The 22112-nt window shown below is 37.2% G+C and carries 20 protein-coding genes, 1 pseudogene and 2 riboswitches; of the genes and pseudogenes, 16 read left to right on the top strand and 5 right to left on the bottom strand.

Going from position 1 to position 22112, the window contains the following annotated elements; all coding sequences use genetic code 11:
- Positions 1–8: 8 nt before the first annotated feature.
- Positions 9–620, top strand: a complete 612-nt coding sequence (locus tag HXV90_RS20375) for a response regulator transcription factor (RefSeq protein WP_048394990.1) — start codon at positions 9–11, stop codon at positions 618–620.
- Between the two features lie 43 nt (positions 621–663).
- On the opposite strand, the gene HXV90_RS20370 is transcribed toward HXV90_RS20375, so the two are convergent.
- The 3 genes from HXV90_RS20370 to HXV90_RS20360 form a co-directional block, all read right to left on the bottom strand.
- Positions 664–1638 carry a proline dehydrogenase family protein gene (locus HXV90_RS20370; RefSeq protein ID WP_048394992.1) on the bottom strand — a complete coding sequence of 325 codons (975 nt, stop codon included), beginning with the start codon at positions 1636–1638 and terminating at the stop codon, positions 664–666.
- A gap of 74 nt (positions 1639–1712) precedes the next feature.
- On the bottom strand, positions 1713–2465 hold the full coding sequence (locus tag HXV90_RS20365; protein ID WP_269897898.1) for an ABC transporter permease: 753 nt from the start codon (positions 2463–2465) through the stop codon (positions 1713–1715).
- Positions 2462–3193, bottom strand: coding sequence for an ABC transporter ATP-binding protein (locus HXV90_RS20360; protein WP_269897897.1), 732 nt, complete (start codon positions 3191–3193; stop codon positions 2462–2464). The genes HXV90_RS20365 and HXV90_RS20360 overlap by 4 nt, the downstream gene beginning before the upstream one ends.
- A gap of 94 nt (positions 3194–3287) precedes the next feature.
- On the opposite strand from HXV90_RS20360, the pseudogene HXV90_RS20355 reads away from it, so the two are divergent.
- A pseudogene (locus HXV90_RS20355) lies at positions 3288–3787 on the top strand (methylated-DNA--[protein]-cysteine S-methyltransferase).
- 179 nt (positions 3788–3966) lie between these two features.
- Here HXV90_RS20355 and HXV90_RS20350 read toward each other — a convergent pair.
- Positions 3967–5265: an ammonium transporter gene (locus tag HXV90_RS20350; protein ID WP_269897896.1), complete on the bottom strand. Its 1299-nt coding sequence runs from the start codon at positions 5263–5265 to the stop codon at positions 3967–3969.
- 14 nt (positions 5266–5279) lie between these two features.
- Entirely contained in the window at positions 5280–5621 is a 342-nt protein-coding gene (locus tag HXV90_RS20345) for a P-II family nitrogen regulator (protein WP_016995352.1), read from the bottom strand.
- 312 nt (positions 5622–5933) lie between these two features.
- Between HXV90_RS20345 and HXV90_RS20340 the strand changes: the two genes are divergently transcribed.
- The 14 genes from HXV90_RS20340 to HXV90_RS20275 all read left to right on the top strand — a co-directional run bounded on the left by HXV90_RS20340 (position 5934) and on the right by HXV90_RS20275 (position 21727).
- Entirely contained in the window at positions 5934–7394 is a 1461-nt protein-coding gene (locus tag HXV90_RS20340) for a nicotinate phosphoribosyltransferase (RefSeq protein WP_082148178.1), read from the top strand.
- An 18-nt stretch (positions 7395–7412) separates the two neighbouring features.
- Positions 7413–8237, top strand: a complete 825-nt coding sequence (gene nadE, locus HXV90_RS20335) for an NAD(+) synthase (RefSeq protein WP_048395002.1) — start codon at positions 7413–7415, stop codon at positions 8235–8237.
- Between the two features lie 159 nt (positions 8238–8396).
- Positions 8397–8717, top strand: coding sequence for a hypothetical protein (locus tag HXV90_RS20330; protein WP_048395004.1), 321 nt, complete (start codon positions 8397–8399; stop codon positions 8715–8717).
- A gap of 205 nt (positions 8718–8922) precedes the next feature.
- Entirely contained in the window at positions 8923–9546 is a 624-nt protein-coding gene (locus HXV90_RS20325) for a nitrous oxide reductase accessory protein NosL (protein WP_054548895.1), read from the top strand.
- Positions 9547–9604: 58 nt separating this feature from the next.
- Positions 9605–10876, top strand: coding sequence for a right-handed parallel beta-helix repeat-containing protein (locus HXV90_RS20320; RefSeq protein ID WP_269897895.1), 1272 nt, complete (start codon positions 9605–9607; stop codon positions 10874–10876).
- Positions 10873–11325 (top strand): nitrous oxide reductase accessory protein NosL, encoded by a 453-nt coding sequence (locus HXV90_RS20315; RefSeq protein ID WP_233436264.1) that lies wholly within the window; start codon positions 10873–10875, stop codon positions 11323–11325. Before HXV90_RS20320 ends, HXV90_RS20315 begins: the two co-directional genes overlap by 4 nt.
- The gene (locus HXV90_RS20310) at positions 11325–12125 is read left to right on the top strand and encodes an ABC transporter permease (RefSeq protein ID WP_066038122.1); all 801 of its coding nucleotides are present in this window, start codon (positions 11325–11327) and stop codon (positions 12123–12125) included. The genes HXV90_RS20315 and HXV90_RS20310 overlap by 1 nt, the downstream gene beginning before the upstream one ends.
- The gene (locus tag HXV90_RS20305; RefSeq protein ID WP_053075732.1) at positions 12122–12802 is read left to right on the top strand and encodes an ABC transporter ATP-binding protein; all 681 of its coding nucleotides are present in this window, start codon (positions 12122–12124) and stop codon (positions 12800–12802) included. The genes HXV90_RS20310 and HXV90_RS20305 overlap by 4 nt, the downstream gene beginning before the upstream one ends.
- Positions 12803–12996: 194 nt before the next feature.
- Positions 12997–13941: an AAA family ATPase gene (locus HXV90_RS20300; RefSeq protein WP_048395021.1), complete on the top strand. Its 945-nt coding sequence runs from the start codon at positions 12997–12999 to the stop codon at positions 13939–13941.
- The gene (locus HXV90_RS20295; protein ID WP_269897894.1) at positions 13938–15119 is read left to right on the top strand and encodes a DUF58 domain-containing protein; all 1182 of its coding nucleotides are present in this window, start codon (positions 13938–13940) and stop codon (positions 15117–15119) included. The genes HXV90_RS20300 and HXV90_RS20295 overlap by 4 nt, the downstream gene beginning before the upstream one ends.
- Positions 15116–17299: a DUF4129 domain-containing transglutaminase family protein gene (locus HXV90_RS20290; RefSeq protein WP_257962262.1), complete on the top strand. Its 2184-nt coding sequence runs from the start codon at positions 15116–15118 to the stop codon at positions 17297–17299. The genes HXV90_RS20295 and HXV90_RS20290 overlap by 4 nt, the downstream gene beginning before the upstream one ends.
- Positions 17300–17331: 32 nt before the next feature.
- Positions 17332–17433: riboswitch (purine riboswitch) on the top strand.
- A 155-nt stretch (positions 17434–17588) separates the two neighbouring features.
- The gene (guaA, locus tag HXV90_RS20285; RefSeq protein WP_036076059.1) at positions 17589–19142 is read left to right on the top strand and encodes a glutamine-hydrolyzing GMP synthase; all 1554 of its coding nucleotides are present in this window, start codon (positions 17589–17591) and stop codon (positions 19140–19142) included.
- Between the two features lie 172 nt (positions 19143–19314).
- Entirely contained in the window at positions 19315–19983 is a 669-nt protein-coding gene (locus HXV90_RS20280) for an MOSC domain-containing protein (RefSeq protein WP_103118861.1), read from the top strand.
- A 209-nt stretch (positions 19984–20192) separates the two neighbouring features.
- Positions 20193–20294, top strand: a riboswitch (purine riboswitch).
- Positions 20295–20425: 131 nt separating this feature from the next.
- On the top strand, positions 20426–21727 hold the full coding sequence (locus tag HXV90_RS20275; protein ID WP_004230532.1) for an NCS2 family permease: 1302 nt from the start codon (positions 20426–20428) through the stop codon (positions 21725–21727).
- The last annotated feature ends 385 nt before the right edge of the window (positions 21728–22112 follow it).

The following is a 22112-nucleotide window of genomic DNA, read 5'->3' as shown; positions in this document are numbered from 1 at the left end:
ATTGTGACATGATACGAATTGTGATTGCTGAAGATCAGGGGATGCTATTAGGCGCGCTTCGCTCTTTACTTAGTATGGAGGAGGATATGGAGGTTGTTGGCTTAGCAAAAAATGGTGAGGAAGCATTGATGCTTGTGGAAGAGCATCAGCCTGATATTTGTATTATGGATATTGAAATGCCCGTGAAAACGGGACTAGATGCAGCAGAAGAAATGCATAGCACTGGCTCAGGTTGTAAAGTCATTATTTTAACTACATTTGCTAGACCTGGTTATTTCGAACGTGCTAGAAAAGCGAGTGTCAGAGGCTATTTATTAAAGGATAGCCCGATAGAGGAGTTAGTGAGCGCAATCCGTACAATCATGGACGGTAAACGCATTTATGCGCCAGAGCTCGTTGATTTTGTCTATGAAGATGATAGTGAGAATCCTTTAACGGAGCGAGAGAGTCAAGTTCTGACACTTGTAGCAGAGGGCAAGACGACAAAGGAAATTGCTGCTGAGCTGTTTTTGTCTGCTGGCACAGTTCGTAACTATATTTCGACGATTTTAGAAAAACTAAACGTCGGCAATCGAATTGAGGCCATTGCACGCTTTAAAGAAAAAGGATGGAATAAATAAAAAGAGAACCTTTTCGCATCATAAGCGAAAAGGTTCTCTTTTTTTACTTATTACGTTTAGTTAAACGGCCAAGAACGAATGCACCTGCTGCTACTGCAAGAACAGTATTCGTTTTTTTCGTAAATACTTGTTTTGTGACAAGATTAAGGTTTTGAGGACGCTCAGCTAAACGGCGCATGAAATAGCCGTACCAATCTTCACCGAATGGAACGTACACACAGAAGTTATAGCCCTCTTTTGCAAGTTCTTTTTGCATATCTGTACGGAAACCATATAGCATTTGGAATTCAAATTTATCAAGCGGAATATTATGATCAGCTACAAAGCGTTTTACGTGCGCAATAATATTGTGATCGTGAGTTGCGATTGATGTAAATTTACCATTTAGTAGGTGATATTCAATCAACTCAATAAAGTTTAAATCAATATCTAATTTATCTTGATAGGCTACTTCAACTGGCTCTTTATAAGCACCTTTTACGATACGTAAACGGTAGTCCTTAAATTTTTCAATATCATCTTTTGCACGGTAAAAGTATGATTGGATGACTGTACCAACATTATTAAATGTTTTCGATAATTCTTCCACCATATCGAAGGAAGTTTGTAGACGTCCATAGTCTTCCATATCAAAGTTAACAAAGATATCGTATGAAGCGGCTTTTTCTACAATCTCATACAGATTGTCATAACAAAAATCAACATCAATATCTAAGCCTAATTGAGATGGCTTTAATGAAATATGTGCCGCTACACCATTTTCGTGAATAGCTTCGATCACAGTAAGGATTTTTTCTTTAGCAGCAGTCGCTTCTTCTTTACTTGAAACAAATTCACCTAGGTTATCTACTGTACAAGAAATATTATGTGCATTTAGTTCTTTGATGCTTGCAATTGTTTCTTCGATATTTGTACCAGCTACTACACTTTGTGCTCCTAATTTTAGGCCATATTTCTTTGCAGCACTATTTAATAGTTGGTTCTCAGATAAGTGGATGAAAAAATCGCGTAATAACATGGTCATTCTCCTAACTGCATTTTCTTTTTAGTATAACATAAATTTTTTAAACTATATTACATTCAGCCTAACAATTATTTCATTTCGAGTAATTGCATACGTTCATTAAATAGTGCAGGATAACTTAAAAAGCCAATCATAACGCTGGATAATGTTGCAGTAGTTAAGAGAGCAAAGATAATTAAAAGTTGAAATTGGACTGCATGAATAGGGTCGGCTCCCCCAATAATTTGACCACTCATCATACCTGGTAACTGTACTAGCCCGATTGTTTTTTGACTCTCAATCGTAGGAATCATACTAGCTTTTATGGCATTAATTAATTGGCGATGAATAGCCTGTTTTGGTGTGCCACCCAGGGATAGTATTAGTTCCATTTGATCCTTATGGTTAATAATTTCAGCTGTAAAACGATTTAAGAATAAAATGGATAGCACCATGGAATTACCAATTAGCATCCCGCTAATGGGAATGATATACTGAGCGGTTGCTGGAACAATATGAAAGCCTAGCAAAACACCTTGTGTAATTATTTCTATCATGACAAGAGTCAGTGCTATCTTCCAGGTGATTCCTTTAATATCTGCTCCTTTTTTTCGTGCATTTAACGTGGCTACGATAATCATTAGTGCTACCATCAGTAAAATATAGCTATAACTATTTGCATCAAACACAACCTTTAATATATAGCCGACAGCAAGCAATTGAATGATGGAGCGTAATGTTGCAATAAGCGTATCTTTTTCAAGGTCTAATTTTAATATTTTGGATAATAGTAAAGGGATACAAACAAAAATTAATGTCAGTGATAAGGCTGTATATGTCATTTGTTTACCCCCTGTACAAACTCGGCAACACGTGGATTTGTTGGTGCATCGAGTAATGAACTTTTACCAGTTTCAACGAGCTCCCCATTCATCATAACCCATGTATAGTGACCAATCGTTAGCGCTTGTTGCAAATTATGGGTAATCCAAATCATGGTAACATTGTATTTTTTGTTAATGGTGACAATCAATTTTTCAATATCCTGTACGGATTGACGATCCAAGGCAGACGTTATTTCGTCTAATAATAAAATAGAGGATTTATTGATAAGTGTTCGAGCGATGGATACCTTTTGACGTTGTCCGCCTGATAGATCATTTGTAGATTGATGCAGGAAGCTGTCGTTTAACCCAACGTCCTCTAAATATTGAATAGCCTCCTGCTGCAAAAGTATTTGTCCTTGCAGTGTACGGGGAAGTGCGAGATTCTCTAACACTGTACCTGCTATCATAGGAGCTGCCTGTAAAGCAATACCAACATGCCTTCTTAAAGCTGTTGGATCATATGTAGAAATAGGTTGATTATCGACGAGTATATGCCCATTTGATGGTGAGAGAAGGCCATTACATAATTTAAGTAATGTTGTTTTACCAGCGCCAGAGGGGCCAACGAGAGTGGTGATTTGCCCTTTCGGAAATGACCCAGTAATTGACTTTAATATCATTTTGTCATTTACTGAAAAATGAACTTGTTGAAAGTGAATGGCAGGTTCATATAACATATTCATCTATTGAAACTCCTTTACTTTAGTCAGTAAAATAACTGTAGCATGAAATGACTGGAAGATGGTGTTGAAATAAAAGAAAGAAGGGGATTTGGGAATGGAAATATTGTATTTCGATACATTAACATATGCACAAGGCGATATGTATGTTGTGGCTTCAGAAAAGGACTTGTTTATATAGGTACACCAAATGCACCATTCGATGAAGTAAAGGAGTGGGCTATAAAACCATTTAAAGGATATTGTTTTGAAGAGAATTCAGAAAAGTTGCTCCCATATAAAGAGCAGTTAACAGCCTATTTTAAGAAGGAACTTATTGAATTTAATCTTTCAATCCATGTGAAAGGGACAGCATTTCAATTAGCAGTGTGGGATGCATTAAAAGAATTACCCTATGGTACAACAACAACTTATGGAAATATTGCTCAACGCATTGGTAATCCCAAAGCGGTTCGAGCGGTGGGGACTGCTATTGGAGCAAACCCAATCCTGGCAATTATTCCATGTCATCGGGTTATTGGCAAAAATGGTCAATTAACAGGCTTCAGAAGCGGCTTAGCTATGAAACAATTTTTACTTGAGTTAGAGAAGGAATAGAACGAGTGAAGCGGTAAATGTTAGTCTCTTGCGAAATAATGGAAAGAGCGCTTTTTCTATGGATTGGATCACTTCAAACAAAGTAACCTTCTTTCTCTGTAAACGAACAGTTTCACATGTAGGAGTGCACCAAAAGAAATCTGCCCCATTATCCAAAGATAAAGGAGCAGATGAACTAGCTATACATGTTGTTCTTCTTGAACATTGTTCTGCGTTTTACCGAAATGTGTTAAACGATGAGCGAAGGTTTCGCCTCGTACAGCGGAGCTTTTGAAAATATCTTGGTATTCGTAGGCAGGCGTTCCGTGTTCCATTACATCTAATCCAGCAATTTCTTCTTCAGCTGTTACTCGTAATGGGACAAATGCTTTGATGATCAATAAACCTGCAGCTACAGATACACTAACCCAAGCAATAGTTGCAATAACGCCGATTGCTTGAATACCTAATAGACCAAAACCCCCACCATAAAATAAGCCTTGCCCACCAATATCAAAGAGGCCAACTGCCAGTGTTCCCCAAATACCACAAATACCATGAACAGCAATTGCTCCAACAGGATCATCAACTTTTAGCTTCCACTCCAGGAAGCGTACACCTTCCACAAGTAAAGGGGCAGCAATTAAACCAATGATAAGTGAGCCAAAAATGCTGACATTCGCTGCACCAGCAGTAATCCCTACAAGCCCAGCTAATGCACCATTTAATGTAAGAGAGCCATCGATATGTCCGTATCGAAATTTTGTATAGAAAGCAGTGGCAACGACACCAGCTGCAGCTGCAAAAAACGTATTAGCAATAACACTAGGAACTAGCTCTGGATCAGCTGCTAATGTAGAAGCGCCATTGAAGCCGAACCAACCAAACCAAAGTAAAAATACGCCTAATGCACCTAATGGAATGCTGTGTCCTGTAATAATATTTACTCGCCCATTTTCATATTTGCCTAGTCGAGGTCCGACCATAACTGCTGCGACAAATGCTGCAACAGCCCCTGTTAAGTGGACAACGGTCGAGCCAGCAAAATCAACAAAACCTAAATCTGTTAACCAACCTTGACCACTCCAAACCCAGTGGCCTACTACAGGATAAACAACTAAAGACATAAGTATAATAACTCCAACATAAGCGAAAATATTAGTACGTTCTGCAACAGCCCCCGATAAAATAGTTGCTCCAGTTGCAGCAAACATCGTTTGGAAGATAAAGAAAGAAAGATCATCTACTCCTTTTAAAGCAAAGCCACTTGTGCCGAAAATGCCACCTACTGAGTCTCCGAACATAATGGCATAGCCACATAAAAAATAGACGATTCCACCAAGAGAAATGGTAAGAAAATTCTTCATGATGATATTGACTGCATTTTTTGAGCGGGTAAATCCAGCCTCAACCATAGCAAAACCTGCATGCATAAAGAATACTAAAATAGTGCCAAGCATCACCCAAATTAAATTAACAGATAATAGTACTTCATCCATCTATATCGCCCCCTTTATTCTACTGCAATCGATCCGACTTCTTTTGTTCGGATACGAATTGCTTGTTCTACTGGATAAATGAAAATCTTCCCGTCCCCAACTTTACCGGTTGCTGCTTCACGCAATAAAATCTCTACAATGGCATCAACTTTGCCATCGTCTACAATCATTTCTAATTTTAATTTAGGTAAAAATTCAATTTCATACGTATTGCCGCGGAAGAGTCCTGTTCGACCTAGCTGACGACCACAACCAGCGATTTCAGAAACGCTTAACCCTGCAATTCCTTCCTGTGCAAGACCATCCCGAACAGCTCCAAAAACTTCAGGACGAATGATTGCTTCAATTTTTTTCATGAGTACCAGCTCCTTGCGTAAATTTAATTTACATGTTAAAACGGTATTAAAAACAGTGCAATTGTTTTTTTGAATTCTATGTGAGGTTAGTTTACATAGAATATTTCTAGTCTCGAAGTATTTTAGAAAAAAGGTTTTTATAAAGGGAATGAAAGCGGTACTAAAATTTGTGTCTAAAATGTGTACGGTTCTAAATTTTCTGACTATTTATGTTAGAAAACCTAACATCTACAAGAGGGAATGTAATACGCAAGAATTTGGGTATATAGTGTATACTAGGACTAATTATCAAAGCGGAAGAAGGGGTTTCTTTTGAGATCGAACTATGCAGATGATAGCTTAGCGCTACACACAGACTTATATCAAATCAATATGGCAGAATCCTACTGGGCGGATGGCATACATAATAAAAAAGCGGTTTTTGAATTGTATTTTAGAAAATTACCTTTTGGTAATGGCTATGCCATATTTGCTGGGTTAGAGCGAATGCTTGATTATCTACGTGATTTTCATTTTAGTGAATCGGATATTGCGTATTTACGTGATGAAGTAGGTTATAAAGATGACTTTATCCAGTATTTAAAGAACATCCGATTTACTGGAGAAATGTATTCCATGGTAGAAGGGGAACTGGTTTTCGCTAATGAACCAATCGTCCGAATTGAAGCTCCATTAGTAGAGGCGCAGCTAATTGAAACAGCCTTACTTAATATTGTTAACTATCAAACATTAATTGCTACAAAGGCTAGCCGTATCAAGCAAATTATTAAAAATGAAGTGGCGATGGAATTTGGTACAAGGCGTGCACAAGAGATGGATGCTGCTATTTGGGGAACACGTGCCGCGTTTATCGGTGGTTTTGCTTCCACAAGTAATGTTCGAGCAGGTAAACTTTTTAAAATTCCTGTCTCTGGTACACATGCCCATGCATTAGTACAAGCTTATAAAAATGATTACGATGCATTCCATGCTTATGCAAAACGTCATCGCGATTGTGTGTTTTTGGTAGATACTTATAATACATTGAAATCAGGGGTGCCAACTGCAATTAAAGTAGCTAAAGAGCTAGGAGACAAAATTAACTTTATTGGCATACGCTTAGATAGCGGCGATATTGCTTTCTTATCAAAAGAAGCTCGTCGTATGTTGGATGCTGCAGGCTTCCATGATGCCAAAATCATTGTCTCAAACGATTTAGATGAATACACCATCTTAAATTTAAAAGCTCAAGGAGCAAAAGTGGATGTTTGGGGAATTGGTACAAAGCTTATTACAGCTTACGACCAGCCTGCGTTAGGTGCAGTATATAAAATGGTGGCTATCGAGAATAGCGAAGGGCAACTTGAAGATACAATAAAAATCTCAGCTAATGCGGAAAAGGTATCAACGCCAGGCTTGAAAAATGTCTATCGTATTATCGATAAAAAGAATGGAAAGGCAGAAGGAGACTACATCACAATGCACGATGAAAATCCTCAAGCTGAGGAACGTATCAAAATGTTCCATCCGATTCATACGTTTGTCTCAAAGTTTGTCACAAATTTTGAAGCAAAAAATTTACATCAGCATGTTATTAAAAATGGAGCGATCAATTATCAAAACCCTACATTAGAGGAAATGCGTGATTACGCGGCGGAGAATTTAGAGCTGTTGTGGGATGAATATAAGCGTGCGATGAATCCTGAAGAATATCCGGTCGATCTCAGTCAAAAATGCTGGGATAATAAGATGCGTAATATTGAAGAAGTGCATGCGATGGTTAAACGAATGTAAAAAGGAGTGACGGGTGCAATGACTTTACAGCAACAAATTATTGAGGAATTACGCGTACTGCCTAACATTGATGTACAGAGGGAAATACGTAAATCAATTGATTTTTTAAAGGAATATGCAAAACGCTATAGTTTTGTAAAAGGTTTTGTTCTTGGTATTTCTGGTGGTCAAGATTCAACATTAACAGGAAAACTAGCGCAGTTGGCTATTGATGAATTAAATGCAGAAGAGGGAGAAATGAAGTATTCGTTTTTCGCTGTACGATTACCATATGGCGTACAAGCTGATGAACAGGATTGCCAAGATGCCATTGATTATATAAAGCCAACGAAGGTTTATACAGTAAATATAAAAGACGCAGTGGATGCTAGTGTGAGAGCTCTAACAAATGCGGGGGTTGAGCTGAATGACTTTGTGAAAGGGAATGAAAAGGCTCGTGAGCGTATGAAGGTCCAATATTCAATTGCTGCAATGAATGGAGCGGTTGTATTAGGAACAGATCATGCTGCGGAAGCTATTACAGGCTTCTATACAAAGTTCGGGGATGGTGGAGCAGACTTAATGCCGATCTTTCGTTTAAATAAACGACAAGGAAAGCAATTGTTAGCAGAACTTCAATGCCCTGAGCATCTTTATAAAAAGGTGCCTACAGCAGACTTAGAAGAAGATCGTCCCTCATTGCCAGACGAAGTGGCGCTAGGTGTGTCGTATGATCAAATAGATGATTATTTAGAGGGGAAAGAAATTCCAGAAGAACCTCGCCAAAGATTAGAAGGGTATTATTTGCGTTCCCAACATAAACGTCATATGCCAATTACAATATTTGATGATTTTTGGAAGTAAGATGAGCGAAAAGGGTTATAAAGAAAGTGGTTTCACTTTTAAAAATAGCTCTTTTCGCTCTTTTTTTATGTATTATGGTTCTATGTTGTTAATTGTCAGCATATAATGTCGATATAATTACCTATAAGGATAATAAAATGTAGGGGAGGGTAACTTTTTATGAGGACTTCTAGAGTGAGTGCAACGACAAGTAGTGTTTTTCGGCAGGAACAACAGTATTTACATGCTGGTGATCTCAGCCATAACTTTGGGCAAAATCCACAAAAGCAATTTCGGAATAGATTACAAAAAAATAAAGAGAAGACGTACAATTCAACAACTATTTCTGTTAATTCACAACAGCAGCAACCGATTACACCTATCCATATAGATAGCGCTAGTGATTTGGAAATTCGCCGTGAATTAAATGAGACGGCATTAAAGCTCAGTCGTTTAAACAAACAAAAGAAGCGTCTCAATAGTTACCGTTCTTCCATATAAGCCAAACTCTCCACATCAGTGTGGAGAGTTTTTATTTTTGAGGGGAAGTAAATGAAAGTACTAAATTCAAAATATTTGAAGTGAAGATGTTCATGGAATGTTCAAGGTAATTTTTCCATTTCTTCACAGCGATTTTTAACTAATTTCACAACTAATCTGTAATGTAGGAGGTGGCAACAAAAAACTAAACTTGGAGGATAAAGTTGTGAAAAAATTATGGTTACCTGCACTAATATTATTATTTGTACTTGCAGCTTGTGGTAGCGAAAAAAAACAGGTAGAAGAAACGGAAATTGAGCAAGAAGTTACGAAAAATGAATCAGAAACCGTGCAAGTTGCTTCATTAGTAGATACACGGTTACAAGAGCCAGAAGAAGAGACAACTTGTGAAATGTGTAATATGAAAGTTTATATGAAAGACCATGATATGGGTGTATTTTCAGCACAGGCAATAAAAGAAGATGGAACAATCGCTTTTTATGACGATATTGGCTGTTTATTAAATGCAGAGGTTGCTAATGAAGAAAAAAACGAAAAATTTGTACGTGATTTTGTGTCGAAAGATTGGGCAAAGATTGAAGATGTAACAATTATAAAAACAGAGCTGAAATCTCCGATGAACTGGGGCTATATTTATTTCGTGGACAAGGCTGAAGCAGATAAATATATGCAAGAAAATTCGAAAGCTTATGTGGAGGAACTACAAAAAATTAAAGATGATGCATTGGAGAGACGTAAGAAAATGATGCAAAAAAAGGCTGAGGATGAAAAAGATGCATCCGGTTCTATGCATTCGAATGAGATGAATCAAGAAGGGCACGGTCATTAAATCATAGACTAGGGGAAATCCTCTAGTCTTTTCTTGCTGAATAAGGAGGTGGAAAGTGATGAAGCAAATCATGTTGTTCTTTTTATTTTTTCTCATGGCAAGTCAAACGGCGTATGCAGAATTTGATATTCAATATGCTATCGATCAAGCAAAAGCTGGAGATAGTATTCATATTCCTGCTGGTCGTTACCAAGGGAATTTCACGGTGAAGAAACCGATCAAACTGTATGGACAAAAAGGGACTGAGCTTTATGCTCAAAATGATGAACCTGTATTAAAAATTGAACATGTATCGAATGTTTCCATAGAAAATATAAGGATAACAGCAAAAAATAAAGGAATTGTTGCTAATGAGGCGGAGAATTTAGTGCTAAGAGCTATTGAACTAAAAGATATCCGAGTTGGTATACATCTTCAACAATCAAGGCATATTCGAATTTTAGAAAATAGGATCATTGGAAATGAATCTCACTTTGCTGAAAAAGGAAATGGAATTGCGGTTTTTAAAAGTGAAGATGTCGTGATCGATCAAAATACGATCGAACAAGTCCAGGATGGTATATATGTTGAAGAAGGGATGCGAATAGATGTACAGCGAAACAAGGTAACAAATAGCCGTTATGGAACACATTTTATGTATTCAAGTAATGTGAAGGTGTTGTTCAATACATATTTACAAAATGTTACAGGTCTTATGGTGATGATGACTACTAATTTAGAAATAAGTAGTAATACAATTAGTGCTCATAATGGCTTCAATAGTTATGGACTTATGATGTATGACACACTGAAGGCAATGGTAAGAGAAAATAGCTTTCTGCATAATCGTGTAGGGGTAGCGTTGCAGAAGAGTTCAGTGATTCAAATACAAGAAAATCGCTTTCAGATGAATCAAACTGCATTAGAAGGTACAAAAGTCGATGAGCGTTCAATCATTATGAATAATCAGTTTACAGGCAATATATTAACAGCAAGGTCAGACAATCGAGGATTACGTTTAATTCATAATTTTTATGATGATTATACAGGGCTAGATGTTACAGGTGATGGTTTTGGAGATATTCCATATGTGGCTGTGTCGAGTTTTGGACAATGGATGGTGAGACAACCAGTTTATCAATTTTTTGTGGCATCACCAAGCGTTGTTATCCTGACGTCACTAGATCAACAGATTAATAAAACAGAACGAAATCTACTGGTAGATAATGAACCAAAATTACTGAGCAATATGAAAGAGATAGAGTTTTCATTAAATATCTTACAATTAGTGATTGGTTTTATCGTGTTTATGGGAAGTTTATGGCTTTGGAAAAGGGGGATACGAGTGTGACTAGATGGATAATGATAGTAATTATATGTGGCGTTATTTTAGGAGGCTGTGGTGAAAAAGCATACCATCCACGTGAAATCAATAGTGAAACAGATGTTTGTAAAGTTTGTAATATGAGTATTGTTCATAATGAATACGCAGGGCAAATTGTTTTGAAAAATGGAGACTATGAGACTTTTGATGATATTGGATGCTTAATGGATTACATTGAGCTAAATGGCGATGGTGAAGTGGGAGCAGCCTATATTAAAAATAAAGCAACGAATGAATGGATTGACGTTTATAAAGCGATTTATGTGTACAACAAAAATTATTGGACGCCGATGAACTATGGTGTTATTGCATTTGCTACAAAAGACGAAGCCAAAGAATGGATGAATGATGAAGAAGAAGGTCAACTATTTGCCTATCGTGATTTGCTGACATTGAATTGGGGGATTCATGAGTGATGTTTGTAAAAATAGAGCTGAAGCAGATTTTAAGAAGTCGATGGATGCAATTAGTAGCCTTTCTGTTTACGTTTGTTTTCGTTGCCATAGTCGTCATTCAACAAATGGCTTTACCAGATATTGAAGGCTTTACACGTCAAACTGCATCATTTTTAAGTGTGTTATTATTTCTGCTGCCGCTATTTATCCTCACCATTGGTAGTATGAGTATAGCTGGTGATATAGAATCAGGTTGGTTATCGTTATTAAAAACATACCCTATGAAGCGGAAGCAATATATTACAGGCAAATATGTAGCTACGGTACTTGCGTTTTTATTAGTAATAGTAGTGGCATTTGGTTTTGTATTAACCGTAGGTGGGTTACTAGGTGGGGTACGGTTACCAATTGTTTTAGTTATTCTTACGCTATTATGTATTATTATCTTTGTGTCTTTAGGAATCTTGCTAGGGGTATTTGCAAAAACAAGATTATTTGCACTTGCATTATCACTTGTAGTATGGTCCTTTCTTTTATTGCTCATTTCTTATGCTTTAATGGCGATAGGTGCAGTTGTTTCAGGGCATCTTTTACAAAAGCTCATCATCATAACGATACATATTAATCCAGTAGAATGGCTGCGCTTCGGCTATTTTATATTTAGTAATCAAGCTAGTGTGCTGGGTCCAGCCTTTTATGATGTAACGAGGTTTTACTTATCACCGCTTGGTCAGGTGGTGTATGGAATAATAACAATACTCTGGATTGTACTACCGTTAATGCTTGCTACGAAGCTGTTAAAGGAGGGGGAGCGGCGATGATTCTGTTAGAGGGAAAAAATGTAGCTAAGGTTTATGAAAATGATAGAGGATTAAAAGAAGCCTCCTTTCAGCTGCAAGCTGGTCGAATTCTTGCATTGGTTGGAGGAAACGGGGCTGGAAAGAGTACTTTGATTCGTTTGTTAACGGGTCAAGAGAAACAGCAATCTGGTGAAATAATATGGCATCAACCACAAACAATCCGTTTTATGCCTGATGATGTAAACTTTCCAACTATGCTAACTGCAGCTGAAATATTAGAGCTGTTGGCATCTTTAAAACAAGTAGATAAATATGAGCAAGAGAATGTACTGAAGCGTGTTTCCTTGTGGGATGTTCGGAAGCAAAGAGCTAAACACTTTTCCAAAGGGATGCTCCAACGGCTAAACTTAGCCCAGAGCTTACTTGGTAGCGGGTCATTGTTAATTTTAGATGAGCCAACGAATGGTCTAGATCCCTTTTGGATAGCACAGTTGAAAAACATGATGCTGGAGGAGAAGAAAAAAGGCAATACCGTTATCTTCTCTACTCATTTGCTATCTTTTGCTGAAGAAATAGCAGATGATGTATTAGTTTTACATGAAGGTGAAATTATCATTTCTGGGGCGATATCTGAAATTTTCTTGCAAGAAAATTCTACATCTTTAGAAGAAATATGGTTAAAAAGATTGAATTTGTAACATTCTAATGGTTAATGACGTTATATAATAAGGATTAGGCTTGTTTGGATGTTATCAAACAAGCCTTTTTTATGAATGTTCGTAGGAAGTAGAAGTTTCAGATAATTGTTTTACAAGACAGATTTCGCTATGCTTAGATTAAGTTTGCTTGCAATTCACACAATTGCTTGATGGAATGGGAGGCTTTTCGATTAATGAATGCTCAAATACAGAATGTTTTAGAAAATATAGAAAAAGTAATGATTGGTAAAAGAGAAGTTGCTGAGCTCAGTATTGTCGCATTATTAGCAAGGGGACACGTTTTATTGGAGGATGTACCTGGAGTAGGAAAGACAATGATGGTGCGAGCACTTGCAAAATCGTTTGATGCACAATTTAAGCGTATTCAATTTACACCAGATCTATTGCCATCAGATGTAGTCGGTATTTCTATTTATAATCCCAAGACAATGGAGTTTGAATTTCGTCCAGGACCAATCATGGGGGATGTTGTATTAGCCGATGAAATTAACCGAACGTCTCCGAAAACTCAATCAGCGTTGTTAGAGGGGATGGAAGAGGCTTCTGTTACAATTGATGGGAAAACGCTGATGATCAATCAGCCATTTTTTGTGATGGCTACACAAAATCCGATTGAACATGAAGGTACCTATCCTTTACCTGAAGCACAACTAGATCGATTTCTCTTAAAGATAAAAATGGGCTATCCATCTAGGGGGCAAGAGGTTGAAATTTTACGAAGAGCTGAGAATGGTAAAGCCATTGAAAAAATCGAAGCAGTATTATCGGTAGCGCAATTAATCGAATTACAGGAACTTGTTCAAGGTGTGTATGTAGAAGATTCTGTTAAAAATTATATGGTGGAGCTTGCTACCCTAACAAGAGAAAATAATTATGTCTATTTAGGTGTGAGTCCACGTGCCACAATAGCGCTAATGAAAGCTTCTCAAGCTTACGCATTTTTAAAAGGACGAAGCTATGTTACCCCTGATGATGTTCAATATTTAGTGCCATTTGTTTTTAACCATCGTTTAGTTTTAAAACCAGATGCACGCTATGATAACGTGACAGCAGACGAAATTATCCAGCGGATCATTGCTAAAACACCAGTTCCGACAAAGAGGTTTGCAGAACAATGAGGCAATGGAAAGCTTTTGTAGAAAAAAGTAAACATTTCCTATTAATCGCTTTCTTGATGATCGTAACATTTTGTTATGCAATGTTCCAAGGTGGGTTTGTGAGCTGGTTTGTATTTTTTACGGTTAGCCCATTTTTAGTATATGCATTCATTTTCTTTGTCGTTAGAGAAGATATTTTACTAATCGAACGCAAGATTGATCCGATTCATATAGAACGAGGTCAATCAGCGAAGGTGCTTATTACGATAGAACGTAAAACACGTTTTCCATTTGCCTATATCGTAATGGAGGAACTTGTGGATAGTGAGGGATTAGTGCAAGCTAAAATACAAAATGCGAATGCCATTAAGTTCGTTGGATTTAAAAAGACCTTTAGCTGGCAATATGAATTGGAAAATATGCCACGTGGTGAACATCGCTACCTAGGTGTTACAATTGTTTTCTATGATTTTTTTGGCTGGGCTAAAAAGGTTGTCGTAGCAGAAAAGGACCAAACTATTTTAGTTTACCCAAGAGTACAAAAGATGAAATATGCTGCGCTTCAAACAAAATATGATGTTGGCCCGATGATGTCACCATACTCTATTGTGAAGGACACATCGATGGCTGTTGGATTAAGAGAGTACGTTCCAGGAGATCGTTTTTCATGGATTCATTGGAAATCATTTGCACGTACACAAAAGTTACAGTCTAAGGAATTTGAGGATCGACAATCATCTGAACTAATGTTAGTGCTAGACGCTACAAAATCCTCGATGTTTGAAGAAAAAGTGGAGTTAGTAGCTTCAATGCTACAAATGATCGTTCAGGAACGAGGAGATTTAACATTTATTTCTGCTGGAGCAATGACGAAAGTATTCCCAGCTATACAGGGTGACAAGCATTTAGATCAAGTCATGTATCATTTAGCTGCGATAAAACCTACAGAGAATGTCAAGTTTCGATTTCATGACCAACAAGCCTTTAAGCAAATTGCAACACTGCTTTATGTGACAAGTGATGTTTCAGATGAATCCCTACATACTCTTGCGAATATAGTGAAAAGCTGTATTTGTTTTGTAGTGGCAAAGCAGCCACCAGTGCAATCTGAGCTTGCGATGCGGTATAAACATATACAAGTTATTTATGTAAATCCAGCAGATTTCTATCATTTATTCACGGAGGTGATAAGACCGTGAAGCAATCATTAGGAGAATTTTTAGAATTAGCCATAGCTTATGTTATTGTATTTTTCATTTTGCGTGAATGGCTTATTCCCATTATGCAATTAACGAATACAGGTGGGATGCATTTTTTCTTAGTGTTTATCGGTATGTCTTTAGCGCTAAGTCTTTTCCGCGTACATCCTTTACTATCAGGATTAGTGAAGTTTGGTTATATTACCTGGTTTGTCGTTTTTATCTATAGCCCTAGTCCTGTATTATCTGGTGATACATTGCCTTTTTTATTGGCCGAATGGAGAGGGAACATGGCCACGATTTTAACAGGTGACTTTGGACAGGTTTCAGATGTTTTCAGAACAGTGTTATTTCTTGTATTGATTTGGATGCTGGTCTATTTAATTCACCATTGGGTTTCGGTGCGAAAAAATATATTCTACTTCTTTGCCATGACCGTATTCTTTATTGCTACTTTGGATACATTTAGTGACTATGATGGTAAAGCGGCAATTGTAAAAGTTGTTGTTTTAGGATTAATCATGACAGGTGTTCTTTTTGTCAAGCGCCTATGGCTTCAAGTAGAAACTACAAGTACGGTAATGGAAAAATGGAAAATTGTTATTCCCATGCTAGTATCTGTATTACTCGTTAGTTCTGTAGCATACTTTTTACCAAAGACTGGGCCAACATGGGCAGATCCGGTGCCGTTTATCCAAGGGGTTACTGGACAAGACGGAAATGGAAATGGTCAAAAATCAGTTGGTTATAGCCAGGATGATAGTCAGTTAGGTGGTCCGTTCCAAGGAGATAATACTTTAATATTCACTGCCTCTTCCCGTGATCGTCATTATTGGCGTATTGAAACAAAAGATACGTATACGTCAAAAGGTTGGATTGTTTCAGAGGGGAACTTTGGGAAAAATGTTTATGAGTCAAATACACCTATTCTGACTTCTTTACAAGTAGGGCCGCCCGAAAGTGAACGTCAGATTCAATTAGATATTGCTGTTCCAATGCCATTTTTAATTCAAACATATGGTATGCTTTCTGTTTCGGCTCAAGATTCCACTTTATTTATTCAAGATGAGCAGACTGAAAGAATGAATATAGAACAACAGGTAGGGGAATCGAAATCATTATCAAACTATTCATTGTCTTATAGTGAGCCTGTTTATAGTATGGAGCAGCTCCAATTGTCATATCCAGCAACACTTGAAACAATGGATTCTTCCTTTGATCGATTTTTGCAGTTACCTAACCAACTTCCTCAGCGTGTAAGGGACTTAGCGTCTGAAATAACGCAAAAGAAAGATACGGTTTATGAACAAATTAAGGCTGTAGAAAGTTATTTTAGAACAAATGGTTTTAAGTACGATAAAACGCAAGCTGCCATTCCTGGTGAAAATCAGGATTATGTCGATCAATTTTTGTTCGATACAAAAGTTGGGTATTGTGATAATTTCTCCACTTCAATGGTGGTACTTTTACGCTCAGTAGGAATCCCAGCTAGATGGGTGAAAGGCTTTGCACCTGGGACTGCAGGACCTGTGTCAGATGGATTACGCGAATATCGCATCACGAATGACAATGCGCACTCATGGGTAGAAGCTTTTATACCTGGAACGGGATGGATGGAGTTTGAGCCTACAATCGGCTTTTCTGGGAATGTTAACATCGATTATGATATTCCGTTAGATGCGTCTGATGAGGAGGAAGTGGCGCAGCCAGAACGAAAACCCGAGCAGCCACAACCGCAAGAACAGGTAACCGAGAAGGAACAGACAAAATCAACATTTAGCTTTGATGCAATGTGGTTATGGATGAAAAAGTTTGCCTATGTTTGGGTGATAATTGTTGTATTATTAATAATCACAGGTATTTCTTTATTCTTACAGCGTAAAACGTGGATTCCTAAGATGCATGTTCGAGCATACCGTAAAAAAGTAGCGGATTGGTCAAATTTCGATTCTTCCTACCATGTTTTACTGAAGCAATTATCTCGTATTGGTTTGCGCAGAAAAGATGGAGAAACGTTAAGTGCATTCGCAGAGCGTGTAGATTCAGCATTAGAAACAGATGAAATGCAAAAGCTGACGGTAGTCTACGAGCAACATATTTATGGGAAAGACAAAGAAGATGTTGATTTTGTGAAGCTGAAAGAAAGTTGGGAATATTTAATCAATCGCACTATCAGTTGATTTTAACGTAGACAAAGAGTAAAATGAAAAAAATTAAATGCAAGGATTGCTTTCATATAAGTTCGATAATAGGGTTCGGATGTTTCTACGAAATCACCTTAAATGATTTCTCTATGAAGGCGGATGTTTTCGTTAGGTGAAAAGTATAGTAAATCACTTTACTTTGCTACGCATTCGCCTTTATCAATATTCTAGAGCTTATGAACGCGTAGAAAGTTTTTTTACTTTCTTCGCGTTTTTCTTTGAACACATGAAAAATCCTTTAAAAATAATAGAAGAGGTGGAAATTTTGACAGCTAGCCCTTTATTAAAAGAGCAAGAAAAAATCGTTGTACTAGACTTCGGTAGCCAATTTAACCAATTAATTACACGTCGTATTCGTGAATTTGGTGTTTTCAGTGAATTACATCCACATACGGTAACTGCAGAAGAAATTAAAGATATGAACGCAACAGGTATTATTTTCTCAGGTGGTCCAAACTCTGTTTATGATGAAAATGCTTTTCATGTGGATCCAGCTATCTTCGAATTAGGTTTACCGATTTTAGGTATTTGCTATGGTATGCAATTAATGGCCCATACAAACGGCGGTAAAGTTGAAGGTGCTGAAACACGCGAGTATGGTAAAGCCGAAATTCAAGTAACAACACCAAACAAATTATTTGGTGAATTACCTACAGAACAAATCGTTTGGATGAGCCATGGTGACCATGTAACAGAAGTTCCAGCTGGATTTGAAGTCATCGCAACTAGTGCATCTTGTCCGATTGCTGCAATGGCAAACGTTGAACGTAAACTATATGCTGTACAATTCCATCCAGAAGTACGTCACTCTGTATATGGTAATGATCTATTACGTCAATTCGTATTCGACATCTGTGAAGCGAAAGGCGATTGGTCAATGGCAAACTTCATTGAGCTTGAAATTGCAAAAATTCGTGAAATCGTTGGCGATAAAAAAGTATTATGTGCACTTTCTGGTGGTGTAGACTCATCAGTGGTAGCGGTGTTAATCCATAAAGCAATAGGCGATCAATTAACTTGTATGTTCGTAGACCACAACTTAAACCGTAAAGGCGAAGTTGAACAAGTAATGAAAACATTCACAGAAGACTTTGACATGAATCTTATTAAAATTGATGCACGTAAACGATTCATGGACAAACTTGCTGGGGTTTCTGATCCAGAGAAAAAACGTAAAATTATCGGTAATGAATTCATTTATGTGTTTGATGAAGAGGCATCTAAGCTTGAAGGTATGGATTTCTTAGCACAAGGAACTCTTTACACAGATATTATTGAATCTGGTACTTCAACTGCACAAACAATCAAATCACACCATAATGTTGGTGGTCTTCCTGAAGATATGCAATTCCAACTAATTGAGCCACTGAAAACTTTATTTAAAGATGAAGTACGTGCGCTAGGCTTAGAGCTTGGACTAGACGAAAAAATCGTTTGGCGTCAACCGTTCCCAGGTCCTGGATTAGGTATCCGTGTGCTTGGTGAAGTAACAGAAGAAAAATTAGAAATCGTTCGCGAATCTGATTTCATTCTACGTGAAGAAATCGCAAAAGCTGGACTTGATCGTGACATTTGGCAATATTTTACGGTATTACCTGATATCCGTTCAGTAGGTGTAATGGGCGATGCTCGTACGTATGACTATGCAATCGGTATCCGTGCCGTTACATCTATCGACGGTATGACTTCTGACTGGGCACGTATTCCTTGGGATGTACTAGAGAAAATCTCCGTCCGTCTTGTAAACGAAGTAAAACACGTGAACCGCGTGCTGTATGATATTACATCTAAGCCACCAGCAACGATTGAGTGGGAATAATAGCAAAAGCCCTAAAAGCCCTGAGAGGTTTTTAGGGCTTTTTTGATTTATTTCCTTTGAATTTATGGCTTAATGAAGTATCTCAACTGCAAAAATTGCTGGTAAAGTGTTGTATGTAGTAAACTAAATGAATGCACAAGAAATTATACTATTCAGATTAGGGGGGATTTAAATGGAGAAAAATAAACCAATGATTCATACATTAACGGTTGGGATGCCAAAAGAATTGGTTGATAGTAAAGGACGTTCAATGATTACAGGGATTGAAAAGCAACGAGTGCAAGAAGTTTATTTGTCCTCTCAAGGCTTTGAAGGGGATGATGTGGCAGATAAAAAACATCACGGTGGCCCTGATCGAGCAGTTTGTTTATATCCTGCGGAGCATTACATACAATGGGAACAGGAACTTGGAAAAACGTTACCCGTTGCTGCATTTGGCGAAAATTTAACCGTAACAAATATGTTAGAAGCAGATGTGTGTATTGGTGATATTTATAAAATTGGAGATGCTGTCATTCAAATTACACAGGGACGTATTCCATGTAGTACGATTGATAGATATACCGAGGCAAACACATTACTCAAACGTTTAATCGAAACAGGCTATACGGGTTTCCTTGCGCGTGTACTTGAAGAAGGGACAATCTGTGCAGATTCAACAATTGAGCTTGTAGAAAAGCATCCTGCACGTATCTCTGTTTTGTATTGCAATGAAGTGTACTTCAAAAACAATGATGCAATCGCTATGAAACAAATACAAGCAGTAGATGCATTAGCAGAAGATTGGAAAGAAAAATTAGAAAAAAGAATTCAAGTCTTGCAAAGTAAAGTGATGAGTTAAAACATACGTTCAAAAGAAGGATCCTCTAGAATTTCTAGGGGATTTTTTCTTTAAACTAATTGCTGAAATGTTCAGTACAAAGCCTCTTTAGTAATACATTTAATAGAACCTGAACATTAAATAAGAATTTTACACGAACTTTCGCATTTCTTTTTAGAAAAATGTTCGGAAATAGGGTTGAAATCTAAAAAACGAAATGATATATTACGAATGTAAATTAAATACGTCGTCGTATAATGTCGGGGATAAGGCCCGTGAGTTTCTACCAAGTTACCGTAAATAACTTGACTACGATATAGGTTTATACATAAATGTATAAACACTAATTTGTTTCACACACTAATTGTGATGAAATATATCGTAGACATGCGACTAGTAGAGTAGTCAGCGTGTCTTTTTTGTTTTCGATATTGAAGACGACCACACGGAGGATTTTTTGATAATGAAAAAATATTTCATGTTCGATGAATTAGGAACTAATTATCGCCGCGAAATAATAGGCGGTATTACAACCTTCCTTGCAATGGCATATATTCTAGCTGTTAACCCAGGTATTCTAGAAAATGCAGGAATGGATAAAGGTGCTGTTTTCGTAGCAACAGCATTAGCAGCAGCAGTCGGTTCTTTGATTATGGGGATTTTCGCTAAGTTCCCGATTTCACTTGCTCCTGGGATGGGGTTAAATGCATTCTTTGCATTTACTGTAGTCGGAGCATACGGTATTCCGTGGCAAACTGGTTTAACAGGCGTGTTCTTCTCAGGGATTATCTTTATTATTTTATCTTTAACTGGTATCCGCGAAACTGTTATTAATGCTATACCAGTACAACTTAAATATGCAGTTTCTGCAGGTATTGGTTTATTTATAACTTTTGTTGGTTTACAAGGAGCAGGGATCATTGTCGATAGCCCAGCTACTTTAGTCACTTTAGGAAGTTTCACAGGCGCTACATTATTAGCGGTATTCGGAATTATTCTTTCAGTTATTCTTATTATTAAATTGCGCAGTATCGGTATTTTCTTAGGGATGGTGATTACTGCAGTTATTGGGATGATCACAGGTATCATTGATCCTCCGACAGCCGTTGTATCAGCTATTCCAAGTGTAGATTCTACATTCATGGTAGCACTAGAACCACTTGGTGACTTCGGTACATTATTTAACGTGAAGTTTTTAGTAGTAGTGTTAACATTCTTGTTTGTTGATTTCTTTGATACAGCTGGTACTTTAATGGCTGTAGCGACACAAGCAGGTTTAGTAAAAGATAATAAATTACCGCGTGCAGGACGTGCCTTAATGGCAGATGCACTAGCAACAACTATCGGTTCTTTATTTGGTACGTCAACAACAACAGCGTACGTAGAGTCAACTTCTGGAGTTGCTGCAGGCGCTCGTTCAGGATTTTCAGCAGTCGTAACAGCAGTACTGTTCTTAGTTGCATTATTCTTCTCACCATTACTTGCAGTGGTAACACCAGCAGTTACTGCTCCAGCTTTAGTAATCGTAGGGGTACTAATGGTATCGTCCTTACGCTTAATTGATTGGGACAAATTCGAAATAGCAGTACCTGCATTCTTTACAGTATTAATGATGCCACTTGGTTATTCAATTGCTACTGGTATTGCAATCGGCTTTGTATTCTACCCAATTACAATGTTATTAGCAGGTCGTAAAAAAGAAATTCACCCAATGATGTATGGTCTATTCTTTGTTTTCCTTGCATACTTTATTTGGGTACGTTAGTTAAACAGACACCTTTAATTGTTAGTAAGTTGCTAACAATTAAAGGTGTTTTTATTGAGTTGATCCAAAATAAAAGAAGTTATTATTTTTACATTTATATAGAAGAAACTCGGTTTTAAATAATGCGAATAGTTTTACTTTAATGAAACACTTGCAAACTTAAATTTATGATGATATATTTAAACACGTTGTTACGAAATAAACGAACAACTTAAAAAATATTAACATAAACAGTTGACAACGACTTAACATTATGTTAAATTATAAAAAGTTACTTACTGTAACTAGTAAATGAACCTTGAAAACTGAACAAGCAAAACGTAATCAATAAAGTTTTAAGTAGCTAGTTTTATTAGTGAACGAAACACAATTTTGGACATCAAAC

This window comes from Lysinibacillus sp. JK80 (genome assembly GCF_027557635.1).
GTDB lineage: Bacteria > Bacillota > Bacilli > Bacillales_A > Planococcaceae > Lysinibacillus > Lysinibacillus capsici.
This window is presented reverse-complemented; position numbering and strand designations above follow the sequence as displayed.